At 42.5% G+C, this 17085-nt stretch carries 11 protein-coding genes and 1 CRISPR repeat array; of the genes, 4 read left to right on the top strand and 7 right to left on the bottom strand.

Annotation, left to right across the window (positions count from 1 at the left end):
- Positions 1 to 110 precede the first annotated feature (110 nt).
- A complete protein-coding gene (locus NMG48_RS19695) occupies positions 111 to 2195 on the top strand; it encodes a M3 family metallopeptidase (protein WP_271253109.1) in 2085 nt (694 codons plus the stop codon).
- A gap of 49 nt (positions 2196 to 2244) precedes the next feature.
- Positions 2245 to 2577 carry a DMT family protein gene (locus NMG48_RS19700; protein WP_126386913.1) on the top strand — a complete coding sequence of 111 codons (333 nt, stop codon included), beginning with the start codon at positions 2245 to 2247 and terminating at the stop codon, positions 2575 to 2577.
- Positions 2578 to 2612: 35 nt separating this feature from the next.
- Here NMG48_RS19700 and NMG48_RS19705 read toward each other — a convergent pair whose 3' ends face one another.
- The 4 genes from NMG48_RS19705 to sppA all read right to left on the bottom strand — a co-directional run bounded on the left by NMG48_RS19705 (position 2613) and on the right by sppA (position 6309).
- On the bottom strand, positions 2613 to 3401 hold the full coding sequence (locus NMG48_RS19705; RefSeq protein ID WP_271253110.1) for a hypothetical protein: 789 nt from the start codon (positions 3399 to 3401) through the stop codon (positions 2613 to 2615).
- Complete coding sequence (locus NMG48_RS19710) at positions 3398 to 4819, bottom strand: AAA family ATPase (RefSeq protein ID WP_271253111.1); 1422 nt, start codon at positions 4817 to 4819, stop codon at positions 3398 to 3400. The genes NMG48_RS19705 and NMG48_RS19710 overlap by 4 nt, the downstream gene beginning before the upstream one ends.
- Positions 4820 to 4936: 117 nt before the next feature.
- The gene (locus NMG48_RS19715; protein ID WP_271253112.1) at positions 4937 to 5155 is read right to left on the bottom strand and encodes a hypothetical protein; all 219 of its coding nucleotides are present in this window, start codon (positions 5153 to 5155) and stop codon (positions 4937 to 4939) included.
- A 347-nt stretch (positions 5156 to 5502) separates the two neighbouring features.
- Positions 5503 to 6309, bottom strand: coding sequence for a signal peptide peptidase SppA (gene sppA / locus NMG48_RS19720; protein WP_271253113.1), 807 nt, complete (start codon positions 6307 to 6309; stop codon positions 5503 to 5505).
- 360 nt (positions 6310 to 6669) lie between these two features.
- On the opposite strand from sppA, the gene NMG48_RS19725 reads away from it, so the two are divergent.
- Complete coding sequence (locus tag NMG48_RS19725) at positions 6670 to 8025, top strand: glycosyltransferase (protein ID WP_271253114.1); 1356 nt, start codon at positions 6670 to 6672, stop codon at positions 8023 to 8025.
- On the top strand, positions 8018 to 9187 hold the full coding sequence (locus tag NMG48_RS19730) for an NAD(P)/FAD-dependent oxidoreductase (RefSeq protein ID WP_271253115.1): 1170 nt from the start codon (positions 8018 to 8020) through the stop codon (positions 9185 to 9187). The genes NMG48_RS19725 and NMG48_RS19730 overlap by 8 nt, the downstream gene beginning before the upstream one ends.
- A gap of 142 nt (positions 9188 to 9329) precedes the next feature.
- On the opposite strand, the gene NMG48_RS19735 is transcribed toward NMG48_RS19730, so the two are convergent.
- The 3 genes from NMG48_RS19735 to NMG48_RS21885 form a co-directional block, all read right to left on the bottom strand.
- A complete protein-coding gene (locus NMG48_RS19735; protein ID WP_441339199.1) occupies positions 9330 to 11282 on the bottom strand; it encodes a DNA polymerase III subunit gamma/tau in 1953 nt (650 codons plus the stop codon).
- Positions 11283 to 11677: 395 nt separating this feature from the next.
- A CRISPR array of direct repeats spans positions 11678 to 13238; the repeat unit is 37 nt; unit sequence ACTTCAAAACCTCCAAACCCCTTTTAGGGATTGAAAC.
- 361 nt (positions 13239 to 13599) lie between these two features.
- A complete protein-coding gene (gene trpD, locus NMG48_RS19740; protein ID WP_271253117.1) occupies positions 13600 to 14649 on the bottom strand; it encodes an anthranilate phosphoribosyltransferase in 1050 nt (349 codons plus the stop codon).
- Between the two features lie 117 nt (positions 14650 to 14766).
- A complete protein-coding gene (locus NMG48_RS21885; RefSeq protein WP_271253118.1) occupies positions 14767 to 16914 on the bottom strand; it encodes a sugar transferase in 2148 nt (715 codons plus the stop codon).
- Between the last annotated feature and the right edge of the window lie 171 nt (positions 16915 to 17085).

Genomic DNA, 17085 nt, shown 5'->3' on the forward strand with positions numbered 1-17085 from the left:
AAGAAGAGAATTGCGGTGCGAAGCGCCGCAATTCTCTTCTTGGGTTTTATGTCCCATGCGGGAGTTGATATATAATCAAGTTAGCTATTTACAAATCTTAAAGATTATTTATGAGTGAAGTTAACAACCCTCTTTTAATTGGCAAAGGGCTACCACCATTTCCAGATATCAAGCCTGAACATGTCATTCCTGCAATTACCCAATTGCTTGCAGAAACTAGCGCAGGACTAACCCATCTCGAAGCTAATGTTGAGCCTACGTGGTCAGGACTAGTCGAGCCGCTAGAACGTCTTACTGAGCGAATTGGCTGGGCATGGGGTGCGATCGAGCATTTACTTAGTGTTAAAAACAGTGCCGAATTGCGCGAGGCTCACAAAGTTGTGCAACCCAAGGTTATTGAATTCTTTAACCGCTTTAGCCAGAGCCAGCCAGTCTATAAAGCTTATAAAGCAATCTATGGCTCATCGGCATGGGATAGCCTTGAACCTGCCCAAAAACGCATCGTCGAAGCTGCCATCCGTGATGCCGAACTTTCGGGCGTTGGTTTAGAAGGTGAAGCCAAAGAGAAGTTCAATGCGATCCAAATGGAACTCGCCGAACTCTCTACCAACTTCTCAAATCATGTTCTAGATGCCACCAAAGCCTTTAGCATGACTCTAACCTTGCCCGAAGAGATTGACGGGTTACCTCCTAGTCTATTGGCTCAAGCTGCTCAGGCGGCAAGACTTGATGGTGACGACAAAGCCACCCCTGAAAATGGACCTTGGTGCATTACCCTCGACTATCCTAGCTATGTTCCCTTTATGCAGCATAGTCGTCGTCGTGATTTACGTGAGAAACTCTATCGCGCTTTTGTCAGCCGTGCCGCCAGTGGTGAGTTTGATAATTCGCCATTGATTGATCGCATTCTCGAATTGCGTCAACAAAAGGCAAACTTGCTCGGCTATCCCACCTATGCGGAATTAAGTCTCGCTCGGAAGATGGCTCCCAATGTTGATGCTGTTGAGAAATTGCTAGAAGAATTGCGCCAGTCAAGTTACACTGCCGCCGTTGCAGAATTTGCCGAATTAAAGGAATTTGCTAAATCTCAAGGTGAAATGGAAGAACTGAAGCATTGGGATACTGCTTACTGGGCAGAACGTCAACGCGAAACCAAGTTCAACTTTACTGTTGAAGAATTGCGTCCCTATTTCCCCTTGCCAAAAGTCCTCGAAGGTCTCTTTGCCCTTGTCAATCGCTTATTTGGAGTAACTGTCGTTCCTGCGGATGGCAAGGCTCCCATTTGGCATGAAAGCGTCCGCTTCTTTGAAATTCAAGATGAGCAGAATCAAGCGATCGCCTATTTCTACCTTGACCCCTACAGTCGTCCTGCCGAAAAGCGTGGTGGTGCATGGATGAATGACTGCATCGGACGTGCCAAGGTAATCGAAGATGGCAAACCAATCACCCGTTTACCCGTTGCCTACCTCATTTGCAACCAGTCTCCCCCCGTTGATGGCAAACCTAGCCTGATGACCTTTGGTGAAGTGGAAACTCTCTTCCATGAGTTTGGACATGGCTTGCAGCATATGCTCACTAAGGTTGACTATTCGGGTGCTTCGGGTATCAACAATGTCGAATGGGATGCAGTAGAATTGCCCAGTCAATTCATGGAAAACTGGTGCTACGATCGCGCTACCTTGTTTGGCATGGCAAAGCATTATGAAACAGGCGAAACTCTGCCTGAATCCTATTACCAAAAACTCGTTGATTCCAAAAACTACATGAGTGGTTCAGGAATGTTGCGCCAGTTGCATTTCAGCCTCGTGGATATAGAACTTCATCATCGCTATCAAGTCGGTGGTGGCGAAACTCCCCTTCAAGTGCGATCGCGCCTTGCGGAAACCACAATGATCATCCCACCCCTGCCTGAAGATAACTTCCTCTGCTCCTTTGGGCATATTTTCGCAGGTGGCTATGCCGCAGGTTACTACAGCTACAAGTGGGCGGAAGTCCTCAGTGCCGATGCCTTTGCCGCCTTTGAGGAAGCTGGTCTAGAAAATGAAGATGCGATCGCTTCGACTGGCAGACTCTATCGCGATACAGTTTTGGCTCTTGGTGGTAGTAAACATCCGATGGAAGTCTTCAAAACCTTCCGAGGACGCGAACCCAGCACAGCTCCTTTATTGCGTCATAGTGGTTTAGCCAAGGTCTAATTTACAATAAAGGCGTTGCATTGCAACGCCTTTATTGTAAATCGATATTATGCTTACAGTTATTTTATTAATCTGTTCTAATGTGTTCATGACCCTTGCATGGTATGGGCATCTAAAATTTTTTCAAAATCAATCTCTGTTATTTGTAATTTTGGCGAGTTGGGGAATTGCCTTTTTTGAATATTGTTTTCAAGTTCCTGCAAATCGATTTGGCTATGGAGAATTCACCGCTACACAATTAAAACTGATCCAAGAAGCAATCTCAATTCTTACCTTCATTGCTTTTGCCATAATTGTTTTGGGTGAGAGTATGAAATGGAATTATGTTGTTGCATTTGGGCTAATGATGTTGGCGGTATGGTTTGCAGTTGCGATTAAGTAAATATGTTTAGATGCAGTGCTTTGTAGTCAATATACTCAAATCAGATCAGACTCCTGAAATTCTGCATAAATTGCACAACGGTTAGCTGCCGCAAATTCTGCACTATCGGCAAGAGCTTCTGCTAGGTATACTTTTAATTCATCAGCAATTTTTTGCCATTCTTGATTATCAGAGTTTTCAATAGCTGAACTCAAAATTTTGCTTAGTTCGCGTAAACTATTTAGCTTTTGTCGCCTAGATTCAGTCAGATCCTCTGAGTTCAGATCTAAGTAATCAATCGTGATTTTTCCTTTGGGATTTCCATCGATCGCATAGGCGTACTCAGCTCGAAAACCAATGAATTCTTGGGGATCTTCTTTGCCACAATCAATAAACAGAGGATTTTCTTTGGTAATACGTTGGTTGTGGTTTGTTGCCCGTTTAGTTGGGTCTTGTAGAGGAAATAGATTTTTCTTATGCCTTGAGTTACAGGAGGGGCATGAGAGATAGAGGTTTTCCCATTGATAGGCTAACCAGTAGTACGCTGGATATTTTAATGGTTCACCTTTCGCTTGTTGATATGCTCCTTTAGGTCGAAAATGCTCGACATCGCCATTTTTACCAATAATCCTTTCGCAGAAACAACACTTCTGATGCTGAGCCTTGATTAGGGCTTCTTTAACACTTTCATGGGCATAGATGGAACTAGCAAAATCAAATTTCTCTTGGTTGGTTTCATAGGCGGATGGATTGAGAGAATATGCATCACAATGGGATTTACATTTTTGCTTGCCGTCTGTGGTTAATTTTTTGGGTGCTATTTTAGGTTTGTGAATCCGAATCACTCAACTGCCTCCGTCACAGGTTTGTCTAATAATTTGGCGGCACGGCGAATGATGTCCATAGCTTTGATATCTTCGGAACTTTCTGCGGTTGGCAAAGTACCAATTTTTGCTTCTAATTCTTTTAGTTCGGCTCGATCGCTTGCAGTTAGTTTTGTTTTAGTGAGGATTTCTTTGCGACGTTGTAGTAAAGGTTCAATTTTCGCAGGTCGTGCCGATGGCATCTCAAAAACACTGGTCAGAACTTGATCAACGCGCCAATTTTCAATAATTTCAGGGTTATTGATAATCTTAACGCGATCGCCTTCTCTCTTTAACAAGACAATATTGGCATCCTGTGCGGCTTGTACTACGAGTGGACTATGGGCTGTAACAATAAATTGCGTATTTGGAAATCTCTCTGTCAGAAATTCCATTATTGTCCTTTGCCATTGTGGGTGCATATGCAAGTCGATCTCATCAACTAGTACAATCGCTGGCTCAGCAAGCGGATCTTCGCTATCGGGATAACGTTTAAATAGTCTCACTGCTAAATCGACCATCCAAGCGATCGTAGTTCGATATCCCAAGCCTAGGCTAGATAGTCTTATCCAACCAAAAGGTGTCAAAAACTGAGCTACTGGACGCTCATGATACTCGTCTAGGTCGATACGAATATCTTTTACGTCTGGCAAAATTTGTTTTAAAATTTCGATAATCTGTTTAAGTTCTTTTTTTAGGCGAGTGCGGGTTTTCCCAGTAGATGATTTAACTGCATAATCAGTTTGCAATAGCCATTCTTCTGCATTAATAAGTGATGTATCATCAGAAAAAAGGCTAGCTGAATGATAAGAGGTATTGCTATCACTTAGAGAAGTACTTCCTGTTTTTCTTGTTGCGCCATATCCATAGAAAATCGCCCCTTTTAATTCATTGCTAGATTTCTCAAGCTCAGAATCTATCACAATTGATACATAATCTTTTTGAATATCTAGATTCTTACCTGTCTTAAAAGAATTAAGTGTGATATTACTAGCAAAACTAACAGAAATTGCAGGAATTGTTTCACCTGTATGTGCCGCAATTCCTATTTCCTCCCAGATTTCTTCAAAATCATAAAAATTCCAAAGCATAGGCTGAAATTCTTTTACTTCTTCAAATTTTTCTACTCCATCTACTACAATTGGATACTCATACATTTCCAGTCTCATTTCCATGCCAGCTAAGCAACGTAGAAGTGTAGTTTTCCCAACACCATTATTTCCTAAAATAACTGTCCACTGTGCGGGATGACCATCTTTATTCGATAGATTGAGTGTTTGCCGTTCCTTAAAGCAAAGAAGATCTTCTACTTCCATTGAAAGTAAATATACTGGAGGATCTTCATTTTTTGAAGCTGTAGGTTTACGTTTGGTTGTGGCTTTCTTTGGCTGATTGGTCATGACTTTTGCGTAAAAAGCCCTATGCGTGAGCTAACTATCTAGTATTGGTATACTAACAGATTCTCGATCTAGTAGAAAATTTGCGATTTGCTAAATCTTAATAGGTTGACCAATAAATTAACGCATCAAATAAGGCGATCGCTTATCTTGATCTTTATTTGTTTGTTTGCAGATATTCGTTTCTGAGTAATAGACTAGCTCTATCTCTTCTTGAGAGAGAATAAATTCTAAATATAACTCTCCTAACCAATCGCGCATTTTACTTAATCTAAAAAATAGTCGAAACTGAGATTCTGTTAACATTTTTTGAACCCTCTCTAACTGCACTGAGGTCATAGGTTTATCCCTCCCTTAAACCGACTCCTATATTGTGCATCTAGTTCCCAATTTGCCCTGTGATATGAAAAGCCCTAAGTTCGCGATCCTTATCGCAGTAAATAGGCGATCTCTATCACCAATATGTATTACCGAAATCACAAAAAAAGAGCGCAAGACGCTCTTTTTTTGATTTTTTTTGAAAGGTTTAGAGCAGTATCCTATTTAGCATAAATTTCTGCTTTTACCCCCCTTAATCCCCCCTTTGTAAGGGGGGAAACTCAAAGTCCTCCCCCATTGCAAGGGGGAGTTAGAGGGGGTAAAAACTTCTCAAACACGCTCTTAACCTTCGATAAAAATATAGGAAGCTATTGCCACATCCAGAGAGGCATTCCGCTTGTTTCGGCTTCAAATTGCAGACGACTGAACGCCATTTCTGAGCCACTGGGTAAAAACTTACTCGCAAAGGTTTTGGGAGGCTTGATCGTAAATACTTTGGTGTTTTTAGGATCGAGTCCTGCTAGCTCCGATGCCCAGATTCTGGCATCTTCTTCAGTGCCGAGGCGATCGACTAAACCAAGCTCAAGAGCTTGCTCACCCGTAAATACCCGTCCATCGGCAAACGATCGCACAGTGGCAGGGCTAAGCTTGCGACCTTCAGCAACGGTTTCGACAAATTGATGATAGCTAGAGTCAATCAGTGATTGGAGAATGGCTCTTTCTTCGGTAGTGATTTCGCGATCGAAGGAAAGAATATCTTTGTAAGTACCTGATTTAATGACTTTGAAGGAAACACCAATTTTATCGAGCAATTTTTCGATATTGTTACCACGCAAAATTACACCAATGCTGCCTGTAATTGTCCCAGGGTTAGAAACAATGTAATCTGCACCTACGCCAATATAAACGCCGCCACTAGCGGAAATATTGCCAAAACTCGCGACGACTTTAGTTTTTGACTTTTCTCTAAGGCGCTTGAGGGCTGCATAGATTTCTTGAGAGTCGCCAACGGTTCCCCCTGGGCTATCGATGCGAAGTAGGAGGGCAGGAAATTTTTGTTCTTCAACAAATTCGAGGGCTTCGAGGACGCGAGTTCTGGTACTTGCCCCGATCGCCCCTGTAATTTCAATGCGTGCGATTTTTTTACGAAATTTGCGTTTTAGAAAGCCGAACATTCAGTTATAGGTCTTAGATTTACTGTTTGAGTGAATGAGCGACGCAAAGCGTTACCCTTCCACACTATATTAGCGATTTAGCGCAAATGGTTGTCCATCCTTGATTTCGGAAAATAAATGTAGCTTAAAACACAAAATATTGCGGTTTTCATTTTGCCGTAGGCAAAATGAAAACCGCAAACCCTGACTGTGATTCTTTTTTGTTTTACAAATGAGTGCATACTCATTTGTAAAACGCTATATGAAAATTAAAGCTTTAGCGATCGCCTGTTTTGGGATTTTGAGAATTGCGAAAACCTTTGATGAAAAGCGGTATCCTGAGTATGTTCAGCTAAACATTTCGTAATATATAAACCGCAAATGCACGAGACCGACATTCGTAGCAGCCTTCAGTCAGGAGGCGATCGCCGTAGACTCAAGACGATCATTGTCTTAATCATTGTTTATGGATTGACATTTGGTTTACATTTTGCCCCTTGGGGTCGCTGGGTGCTACTGGGATTATTTGGTATCCATGCTTTGCGGTTAATCTTTGCGCCGCACCTGCCTGCGCCCCTATCTGAACAATCTCAATTAACGGAGCCAACTCAAGAATTACCATTTTTCTCTCTCTTAGCTTCTGCCAAAAATGAAGAGGCAGTCATTGGGAACTTGGTCAAAAACCTCTGTCAAATTGATTATCCTAGCGATCGCTTTGAAGTGTGGATCGTTGATGACAATAGTAGCGATCGCACTTCTGATGTATTGAATCTGCTCAAACAAAAATACCCACAGCTAAAAACCCTGCGTCGTGGCGATGAGGCTCAAGGCGGAAAGTCAGGAGCTTTAAACCAAGTTTTGGCTTTAACTAAGGGCGATATTATTGGCGTATTTGATGCCGATGCTCAAGTTCCTCCCGATGTGTTGCGATCGCTAGTACCTGTATTCCAGCAAGCTAAAATCGGGGCAGTGCAATTACGCAAGGCGATCGCGAATGCAACCGATAACTGGTGGACATCAGGACAATCGGCAGAAATGGCATTGGATCTGTGCTTACAAGACTTGCGCGTGCGCGTTGGTGGTGTCGGTGAATTGCGCGGTAATGGTCAATTTGTGCGTCGGACAGCCCTCAACGATTGTGGTGGATGGAATGAGCAAACAATTACCGATGATCTTGACCTCACCATTCGTCTGCATTTGACCCAATGGGATATTGCTTGTCTCAACTTCCCTGCGGTACAAGAGGAAGGCGTATTAACATTCAAGCAACTCTGGCATCAGCGCAACCGTTGGGCAGAAGGGGGATTTCAACGCTATCTCGACTATGGCAGTTTGTTACTAAGCGGCAGAATGGGTTTCCTCAAAACCTTTGATGCGTCTCTGTTTTATATCAATCAATACTTACTCACAGTCGCCTTTATTCCTGACACGATCGCCGCGATCGCCCTCAAACATAATCCGATGTTACCCCCCATTGCAGGATTCTCGCTTGCCCTTACTGCTGTGACCATGGCAACAGGATTACGCCGCTCTTATCAAGTTTCATGGACTCAAGCGATCGGGCAGACTATCTCTGGGATGATCTATATGTTGCATTGGATTCCTGTGATTGCCAGTGTCACCTTACGGATGTGTATCCAGCCTAAGCGCTTGAAATGGGTGAAGACTCAACATCAAGGTGCTGGCGATAATTTGCTGGAAGAGATAGAACTGCAAGAGGTAAACAATAATGCGTGATTGGATCGTTATCGGTGGTGGAATTACAGGTTTAGCTCTGAGTTATGAACTGCAAAAAGTGGGATGCTCGGTATTACTGATTGAGCAGCATCAGCACTTGCAAGGCTCAAGTAGCCTTGGCTATGGTGGTATTTCCTATTGGGGTGCGACAACTGCGCTTACCCGTACCCTCAGTGTCGAAGGCATTGCCCGTCAAAGGAATCTATCCAATGAATTGGGAATGGATACAGAATTCCGTGAACTCGATCTCCTGTTAACCCTCGAACCCGAAGCCGATCCAAGAGAAATTCTCGCTCAATACTCCCGTTGTGCGATCCCCCCGACCTTACTCAATCCTCAGGAGGCTCAGGAGCGCGAACCTTTACTCAACCCCCAAGGAATTGGTGGGGCATTACTTTTCCCCCATGCCCATCTCAATCTGGATTGTTTTGTGCAGGCTTCTACCCAAGTTTTCCAAAGATTGGGTGGAGAAATTGTCTATGCCAAAGTTGAGAAACTCTTAATTTCGGGCGATCGCGTTACGGGTGTAGCCACAGCACAGGGTAATTTCGATGCTGCTCAAATTTGTGTTTGTGCAGGGGGTATATCTCGCGCTTTACTCAAAGCATCAGGTATTAATGCCAGAATCTACTTCACCCATGCAGAAGCGATCGATACAGAACCTGTGGAACTAGAATTGCGGACAATGGTGATGCCTGCGGATACTAAACGCTATGCATTAGAAGCGACTACGACCGATGCCGAAAAAGATAAAGTTTGGGATCTAGTAGGGCAGGAGCTTTTGCCACCTTCTATCGATGCTGGGGCGATTCAATTTCGCGATCGCCGTATTAGATTTGGACAACTAAGCCGTATTTTGACTGATCCCTACGCTGCGATCGATTCTGTTGAAGGTGAAGCCAATATTCGTGCGTCCATAAGTAAGATCTTGCCAAAGGTGAGTGAACTTAAGGGCAAATGGAGACATTGTTTAGTTGCCTTTAGCAATGACAGCTTACCCCTCATTGGCGCAGTCAAGGAATATGAAAATGTCCATTTGTTCTCAGGCTTCACTAGTCCTACTGTCTATGCTCTACCCTTAGCTCGCAGATTTGCGTCTCATGTTACAGGCACACCAGATGATATTATTCCTCTATTATCTCCACAGCGATTTATAAATTAACGTGAGTTCGATAACGCTATTTGCGCGGCGCAAATGGCGGAAAATGGTAAAAATCGCTAAGCGATTTTTACCATTTTCCGCCTTCGTCGAACTGACGTTAAATTAAATTTTTATAGGATAGAACTTACGCAAAAGAAAGAAACTAACTTTTTTCGTGATTACTTACATCTTCATCAAGATCGATAATCTGTCCATTAAAAAACTCTGCCATATTTCTTACAATCTTCTCCTCTTCAGATAAGCCAACATATCCTTTAGATTGAACAGAAACATTTGGAGTTGATTGGTTTATAGATTCATTCTCAGACTGATTGACTAATGGAACTGGCGGCGCAATGGTGGTAGGTTTAGGAACTGATACATGGGGAATCGGTACGGGTGGATGATTATTTTGTATAGGTGGTGGTGCGATCGCAGGTGAATGGGGTAAAGGAGCGTGAACCTGTACCTCTGTTTGCTCTGGTTGAGAAGAAGGTGCAACAAACTTAAACATTACCTTAATCGGACGTTGTAGCAACTTAGAACAGGCACTTTCTAGTTCAGGACGCTTTTGGACAGCGATATTTTTAGTGGTTTCATCCCGCTTGCCACCTAAGCCGATTTTGACACTATTAGCATCAATTTCTAAAAAACGAGCTTCCATCTGCACAAAAATTGCTCTAGTTGGCGATGGCAACATTGGTAAAATACCTTGCCATAACTGATCGAGGTCATATCCCACCGAGGCAAAACTCTCAAAATCATCATCATACCCAGAAGCAATAGGAGTTTCAATAATGGGCGCAGCAACAGATTTAGTTAATACTTCAGGGCTAGGTTCGGCAATTGGTTGAGAAATAGGTTGATGGGAAATCTGCTCTTGGACAATCGGTAAATCTTGTTTGGGAGGTGCTGATACCTGTGGAATAGGATTATGTTTCGGAGCTTGAGTCGTCGGTTGAGGTGTTGTGGGAACATTCCGTGATGGGATAAATGCTTGAGGTTGCGATTGCGCGATCGCACCTTGGGCAGAAGGTAGTAATCCCATCAAGGTGACTTCCAACCATAAGCGGGGTTGAGTGGAATTACGAATCTGTAACTCTGCCGATCGCAAATGTTGTTGACCAAGCAAAATATTGGGTACTGGCAAGGTTTGAGATAGCTGCACTAGTCTTTGCCAACCTGAATTAGTCATGGCAACTAAATCACTGCGATCGCTAGCTGTTTTGGCAATTAATAAATCCCGATAGACATTCGCCAAATTCTGCAACACAATCAAGGGTTCGCGTCCGCGATCCATAATCCGCCGCACATAGTCAATTAATTGTGTGGAATGATCCGTGGCGATCGCTTCAATTAATGACAACAAGTCCTGTTCTGGGACAGAACCAACCAAATCCCAAACCGCCTCAACCGTAATCTCTCCATCTAATAGACTCAACTGGTCAAGCAGAGATTCCGCATCCCGTAGTCCTCCCTGTGCGATTTGGGCAACGAGAGTGAGAGCTTCAATATGAATATTAATGTTTTCATTGGCGGCGATCTTCCCTAAGTGTTTGACCATCGAATCAAGGGGAATCCGCCGAAAGTCAAAACGCTGACAACGCGAAATAATTGTTGGTAATACGCGCTGCGGGTCGGTTGTAGCAAGTATAAAGGTAACGCGATCGGGTGGTTCTTCTAAGGTTTTGAGCAGTGCGTTAAACGCTGCTGTACTCAACATATGACATTCGTCAATGATATAAACCTTAAACCGAGCCTTAACTGGCGCAAACTGGGCGCGTTCGATTAATTCGCGAATATTATCAACCCCTGTATTACTTGCTGCGTCGATTTCAGTAATATCTAGGGCGTTTCCATTGGCGATGCTATGGCATAGCTCACACTTGCCGCAGGGGTGAGGAGTAGGACTGTCAGAGCTTAGGCAATTGAGCGACTTTGCCATGATCCGCGCACTCGATGTTTTACCAGTCCCCCTTGCGCCTGTAAATAGGTATGCGGGTGCGATGCGCTTAGTGTTTAAGGCATTAGTGAGGGTATGCGCGATCGCTTCTTGACCAACAAGGTCAGCGAAAATCTGCGGTCGATATTTGTGATGTAGAGGCTCATAGCCCATAGGAACACGATGATGCTCAGGCACTGCTGGTCAAATATATCATTCACCAGTATAGCGATTACCCCAAATCTCGAATGATCTGTTGCTAATTTTTGGGGTGAGATTGAGGAAGTATGGCATGGTGTGGCGATGGTTGATGGTGTGCGCGAGTGATTGGTTTTTTTTGGAAATAGTATGCGTTTAGGGGCTGTAGGTGTTGGCTAATATATCTTTAAGATGCGATCGCGTTGTCTTTTCGGTTCGCGCAGGTCTGGCAATGGGTTGATAAATATGAGTTTGTTCTGCTGCTTTAGGGAAATATATCTGTTTTCAAATTTGCAAATCTGCTATGATTTGTATGCTTCGCGCAAATGTACCTTGAAAACTAAATACAATCAGCCAAGTAAGTATGGGCAACTTCAAAACCTCCAAACCCCTTTTAGGGATTGAAACGATATGATTACACTCATCACCTGTTAGCGGTATAACTTCAAAACCTCCAAACCCCTTTTAGGGATTGAAACATGCGACTTCAGCCCTATCTGCAATATCTGCACTCAGACTTCAAAACCTCCAAACCCCTTTTAGGGATTGAAACGTAGAGCGTGTAATTAAAGAAGCTAGTCAAGCTGGACTTCAAAACCTCCAAACCCCTTTTAGGGATTGAAACAATAGCGTTTTGAGGGATGGAAGTATCGATAAAAACTTCAAAACCTCCAAACCCCTTTTAGGGATTGAAACGCTGATTAATCAGATAAATGGGGCGATCTCGAAAACTTCAAAACCTCCAAACCCCTTTTAGGGATTGAAACGTAGAGCGTGTAATTAAAGAAGCTAGTCAAGCTGGACTTCAAAACCTCCAAACCCCTTTTAGGGATTGAAACAATAGCGTTTTGAGGGATGGAAGTATCGATAAAAACTTCAAAACCTCCAAACCCCTTTTAGGGATTGAAACGCTGATTAATCAGATAAATGGGGCGATCTCGAAAACTTCAAAACCTCCAAACCCCTTTTAGGGATTGAAACTGTTTTGGCGATCGCCTATGCCACCCCTTCAGCCACGGCGACTTCAAAACCTCCAAACCCCTTTTAGGGATTGAAACCTCAACATCTTTAAATCGATCAATCCGATAGGCAACTAACTTCAAAACCTCCAAACCCCTTTTAGGGATTGAAACAATTTAGGAGAACGAGTTAGCAAGGCTTTCAAGCGACTTCAAAACCTCCAAACCCCTTTTAGGGATTGAAACTTGTTACCATACAGTTCCACATCGTTAGCCTTGCTTGTGTGGACTTCAAAACCTCCAAACCCCTTTTAGGGATTGAAACAGGCATTACACACACCAATGAGCTAGGTTAGAGGGACTTCAAAACCTCCAAACCCCTTTTAGGGATTGAAACTTCCTGATAATCTGGTAAAGATTGCGGCTTCCGAACTTCAAAACCTCCAAACCCCTTTTAGGGATTGAAACGAAGCTTCCTACAGGTCGATTGGTCTTGACGATCGACTTCAAAACCTCCAAACCCCTTTTAGGGATTGAAACGAAGCAGCAACCCCACAGGTTGAAGCAGCAACCACTTCAAAACCTCCAAACCCCTTTTAGGGATTGAAACTAGGCATTGTTTCCCCTTCATTTATTATTTAGCTCACTTCAAAACCTCCAAACCCCTTTTAGGGATTGAAACTATCCTATTCCTACTTAAATTTATTCCTTGCTAATTTCAAACTTCAAAACCTCCAAACCCCTTTTAGGGATTGAAACGCCTCTAAAGCATCCCGTTTCGCTTTGAGAGTATACTTCAAAACCTCCAAACCCCTTTTAGGGATTGAAACGTTTGTGCGGATTTTAATGAGGCGCAAAAGGCTACTTCAAAACCTCCAAACCCTTTTTAAGGACTGAAACGCCGATCGCGATCGTACCTATCAAGAAATCGAAGCACTTCAAAACCTCCAAACCCCTCTTAGGGATTGAAACATCGCTCAATTTCACCGTAAACGATCCAGATTTAAACTTCAAAACCTCCAAAACCCCTTTTAGAGATTGAGACTTTTCTTCTGGTACTCTGTATCCGCAGCTTGTTGTACTTCAAAACCTCCAAACCCCTTTTAGGGATTGAAACTGAAGAATGAGGGGTGAATAGCCTTCGATGATTAGACTTCAAAACCTCCAAACCCCTTTTAGGGATTAAAACGATTGTGGAAGAGTATCCTGAAGGGAGAATTCTTCCACAATCTATTCTAGTATTTGCTATCCACAGCAGACATAGACTTCCAAGCAAATGCGATTGCTAAAAGGTGAATCTGTAGATTATGTTGAGAAGGATAAAAGTCGTAGACTTATACATTCAGGAAACGGACTAACGCTTCAGCCTTATCCCATGCCGCACCACTTTGGAGGATTTGTGAAGCAAGTTGGACACCTTCTGCCCAAGTATTAGCCGCACCACCAATGCGGAGGGCTAAACCACTATTGAGAGCCACACAATCAGCTTGAGCGCGATCGCCTTTTCCTTGCAACACTAAACGTAAAATATCCGCATTTTCTTGGACATTACCACCCTTGAGACTAGCTAATGGCGCAGGAGTTAATCCTAACTCTTGAGGGTTAATCGCCTCCTCCGTCACCTGACCATTACTCAAAAATGAAATATCCGTAAGATCGCCTAACCCTGCTTCATCCAGACCTTCACGACTATGTAAAACCACAGCCTGTTGGCGATCGAGTAATCGTAAAGCTTCAGCTACAGTATGCGTTAAGTTCTTATTGTAAACCCCCAAAACCTGAGCAGTGGGATGCAGTGGATTCACTAAAGGCCCAATCAAATTGAAAACAGTACGCACTCCCAAATTCCTCCGAATTGCACCCACTGACTTCATCGCTGGATGCCAATTTGGAGCAAATAGAAATGTAATTCCTACTGCCGAAAGAGCTTCATAGATTTTTTCGATGGGCGAGGCAAGATGAACCCCAATAGCTTCTAAAACATCTGCGGAACCTGAACGGCTAGAAACAGCACGATTACCATGCTTTGCCACAGGTATACCTGCCGCCGCCACCACAAAAGCAACTGACGTAGAAATATTAAAAGTAGAAGCCCCATCACCACCAGTACCACAGGTATCGATCAAAGGCTTTGAGCGATCGACAATATGACCAAACTGATCATGGGATTTTTTCCCTTCACTTTGAGATTGCAGCACATTTGCCATCGCCGCTAATTCGGAAGCATCCACTCCTTTTAGTTGCAAAGCTATCAAAATTGCTCCCGATAGCTCTGGGGCGATCGCTCCTTCTAGCCAACCCTCCATTAGATATGTGGCTTGTTCACTAGATAGGGATTGTCTATCAATAAGCTGCTTGAGCAGTTGAGACCAATTTTGTTCCATAATACTTAATTTCTACGGCTATGACCTAGTTAAGGATAAGAATACACTGATTTGTGATGTAAGTAGCTCCAGATTATTGTGTCGTCTGCATAGCGGACAGCACAACAAGTTTCTTAGCTATACTGCTTTATTGTTTTTGTCAAATAGAACCAAAATAGTTTTCACAATTAGCTTGAGGTCATACCAAATACTCCAATTTTTACGATATTCAATATCGTAATTAACGACTTCAGCAAAGCTTCTGACACTAGAGCGTCCATTAACTTGCCATACACCCGTAATCCCCGGTCTAACATCTAAGCGATTCCATTCCGTATAGCGTTCATCCTGATATTCCACTTCTAATTCATAGGAGTTGATCTCGTTAAAAGTGGGTGGACGTGTACCAACTAAGCTCATATCCCCAATCAGAACATTCCAAAATTGAGGAAATTCATCTAGACTCGTTCTGCGTAAAAACTTGCCAATTCTTGTTACACGGGGATCATCCGCATTTTTAAAGAATTTATCACTCGCACTGTTACTAGCCTGTTCATTCCCCGAAGAATTAGCTGATTGACTACTAGCACTAACTTGATTCGTAACTTTCATCTTTAATTGCTCGGCATTTTGCACCATCGAACGGAATTTCCAAATCTTAAAAGGTTTACTTAGTAGTCCACAACGAACTTGGGCAAACAAAACATTGCCCTTACTTTCTAAGATGATAGCGATCGCGATCGGGATAAATAAAATAGCAGTAAAACCGAGTCCAATTAGCGCTCCAATGATATCAATCAGCCTTTTTAAGGGGTCACGTACCGAAGGATGTACAGGGACACCGGGATCGATATCGATGGATGGGAAGCAGAATTTTAATATTGGATAAAAAATTCTGAGTACAGGTATTTTTTTGAGTAAAGTTTGTAGGCGGAATAATAACAAACTAAACGGAGTAATATTATTAACGCGATTTCTCTGGATTGAATGGGAAAACCGAAAAGTATTAGTATATGGTTCAATTACAAACAAATTGCTAAGAGAAGAGAGAGAGATTAAAGAACTCACAGCTTCACTAACGCTCCAAAGTACTAATTTCGTTTGATTAGCTTTGGCGATCCTGAGACAGTTGGTTAATGCTCCTAAGCCCGCACCATCCATAAAAGTAGTATGGCTCATATCAATAACAATCTTTGTATAAAACTCATCAGGATTACAAATGGTTTGAAAGTCACTTAAGAATTCCCTAGCAGTAGAAAACTCCAATCTTTCGGGACTATATATAAATGCAACTTCATCAAAAGTCACAATGGATGCTTGTTTATAATCCCTATGACCATAAGATCCACTTTCGCTATCACCACTAACAGGTATGTAAACTGATTGAGGATGACGGTCTGAGATCGCTTTACTTCTGACTAAAAGTAGATCAAGCACTCGGAACTTCATGAGTAGCCATGCAGGCAAGCTCAGTCTTTGCAAACGAGTTTTAGATTCTATATAAGCTAGCTTACTTTGACAGAGCCACTTCGCTAGTAATAGATAAGGAAGCGCGAAACCTGAACCCGTAGAAATTACTAGCTCTGGCTTCTCTCTGGGAATCACTTTAAACGCTAGTACTAAGTTGCGAATCATATTTGGAAGATTATCCTTAACAGGAATGTGTCCCCAGTATCGATGACTATCTTCTATTTGCTTCTCAGTAGTAACACTACGGATAGAGACCCAAGCGCGATCGTGAAAATTCTCCCAAAATGATTTCATGCTATACATATAGCGAAAATAACCACCTAATGAGGTGATAAGCATTAATTTTTGGGATGGATATCTATCTTTCAGATATTCACATACCTGAGTTTCATCAATTTTAGGAACAACCTCTGAAGTTTGCTGTAACTTGATAAATTTAACTAAGTCGCCTGGAGATCGGGCGATCGCAACTCCACGACGTTCAAAGTCTTCAGCAACTTCCATTTGATGGTTATCGACATTTTCGCGAAATCTCTGTAAACGTGGTACTAGAACATATGGTGTGTCTTGATCTTCTAGCAATTCGGCAATGCTTTCGTCACAATGACTAATGACTAAACTAGCTTTGTCAATCAAATTTGAAAAATCTTGATCGGATATCCAACGATAAGCTTTTGCCCCATCGGGCAAATAAGTAGAAGAACCATATTGAACTAATACTTCTTCATTAATTAGTTGGTACTTTATCAGTATTTCTATCCATTGCATTAAAGCATTAAACTGATATTGTTCTGTGCCAACTGTGATTAAAAGCATGTTTCAAACCTTATTACATCTCAAACAAGCAACTTGCAGTCTCTTTAGCTAATATTTAAGTTATTGTGTAGGCGATCGCCCAAACTTATTATTTATAAACTAAATGGAAGCTTAGTAAATCATAATATTCATCAGCTCTTTAGCTTCATAGGCAGGAATGATTTTACAAAA

Origin of the sequence: Pseudanabaena sp. Chao 1811 (assembly GCF_027942295.1) — a bacterium.
Classification (GTDB): domain Bacteria; phylum Cyanobacteriota; class Cyanobacteriia; order Pseudanabaenales; family Pseudanabaenaceae; genus Pseudanabaena.

Coding starts and splice junctions, on each gene's coding strand:
- sppA (WP_271253113.1), bottom strand. CDS start 6,309: ATGTTCGGCTTTCTAAAACGCAAATTTCGTAAAAAAATCGCACGCATT.
- NMG48_RS19735 (WP_441339199.1), bottom strand. CDS start 11,282: ATGGGCTATGAGCCTCTACATCACAAATATCGACCGCAGATTTTCGCT.
- NMG48_RS19725 (WP_271253114.1), top strand. CDS start 6,670: ATGCACGAGACCGACATTCGTAGCAGCCTTCAGTCAGGAGGCGATCGC.
- NMG48_RS19700 (WP_126386913.1), top strand. CDS start 2,245: ATGCTTACAGTTATTTTATTAATCTGTTCTAATGTGTTCATGACCCTT.
- NMG48_RS19695 (WP_271253109.1), top strand. CDS start 111: ATGAGTGAAGTTAACAACCCTCTTTTAATTGGCAAAGGGCTACCACCA.
- NMG48_RS19730 (WP_271253115.1), top strand. CDS start 8,018: ATGCGTGATTGGATCGTTATCGGTGGTGGAATTACAGGTTTAGCTCTG.
- trpD (WP_271253117.1), bottom strand. CDS start 14,649: ATGGAACAAAATTGGTCTCAACTGCTCAAGCAGCTTATTGATAGACAA.
- NMG48_RS21885 (WP_271253118.1), bottom strand. CDS start 16,914: ATGCTTTTAATCACAGTTGGCACAGAACAATATCAGTTTAATGCTTTA.
- NMG48_RS19715 (WP_271253112.1), bottom strand. CDS start 5,155: ATGACCTCAGTGCAGTTAGAGAGGGTTCAAAAAATGTTAACAGAATCT.
- NMG48_RS19710 (WP_271253111.1), bottom strand. CDS start 4,819: ATGACCAATCAGCCAAAGAAAGCCACAACCAAACGTAAACCTACAGCT.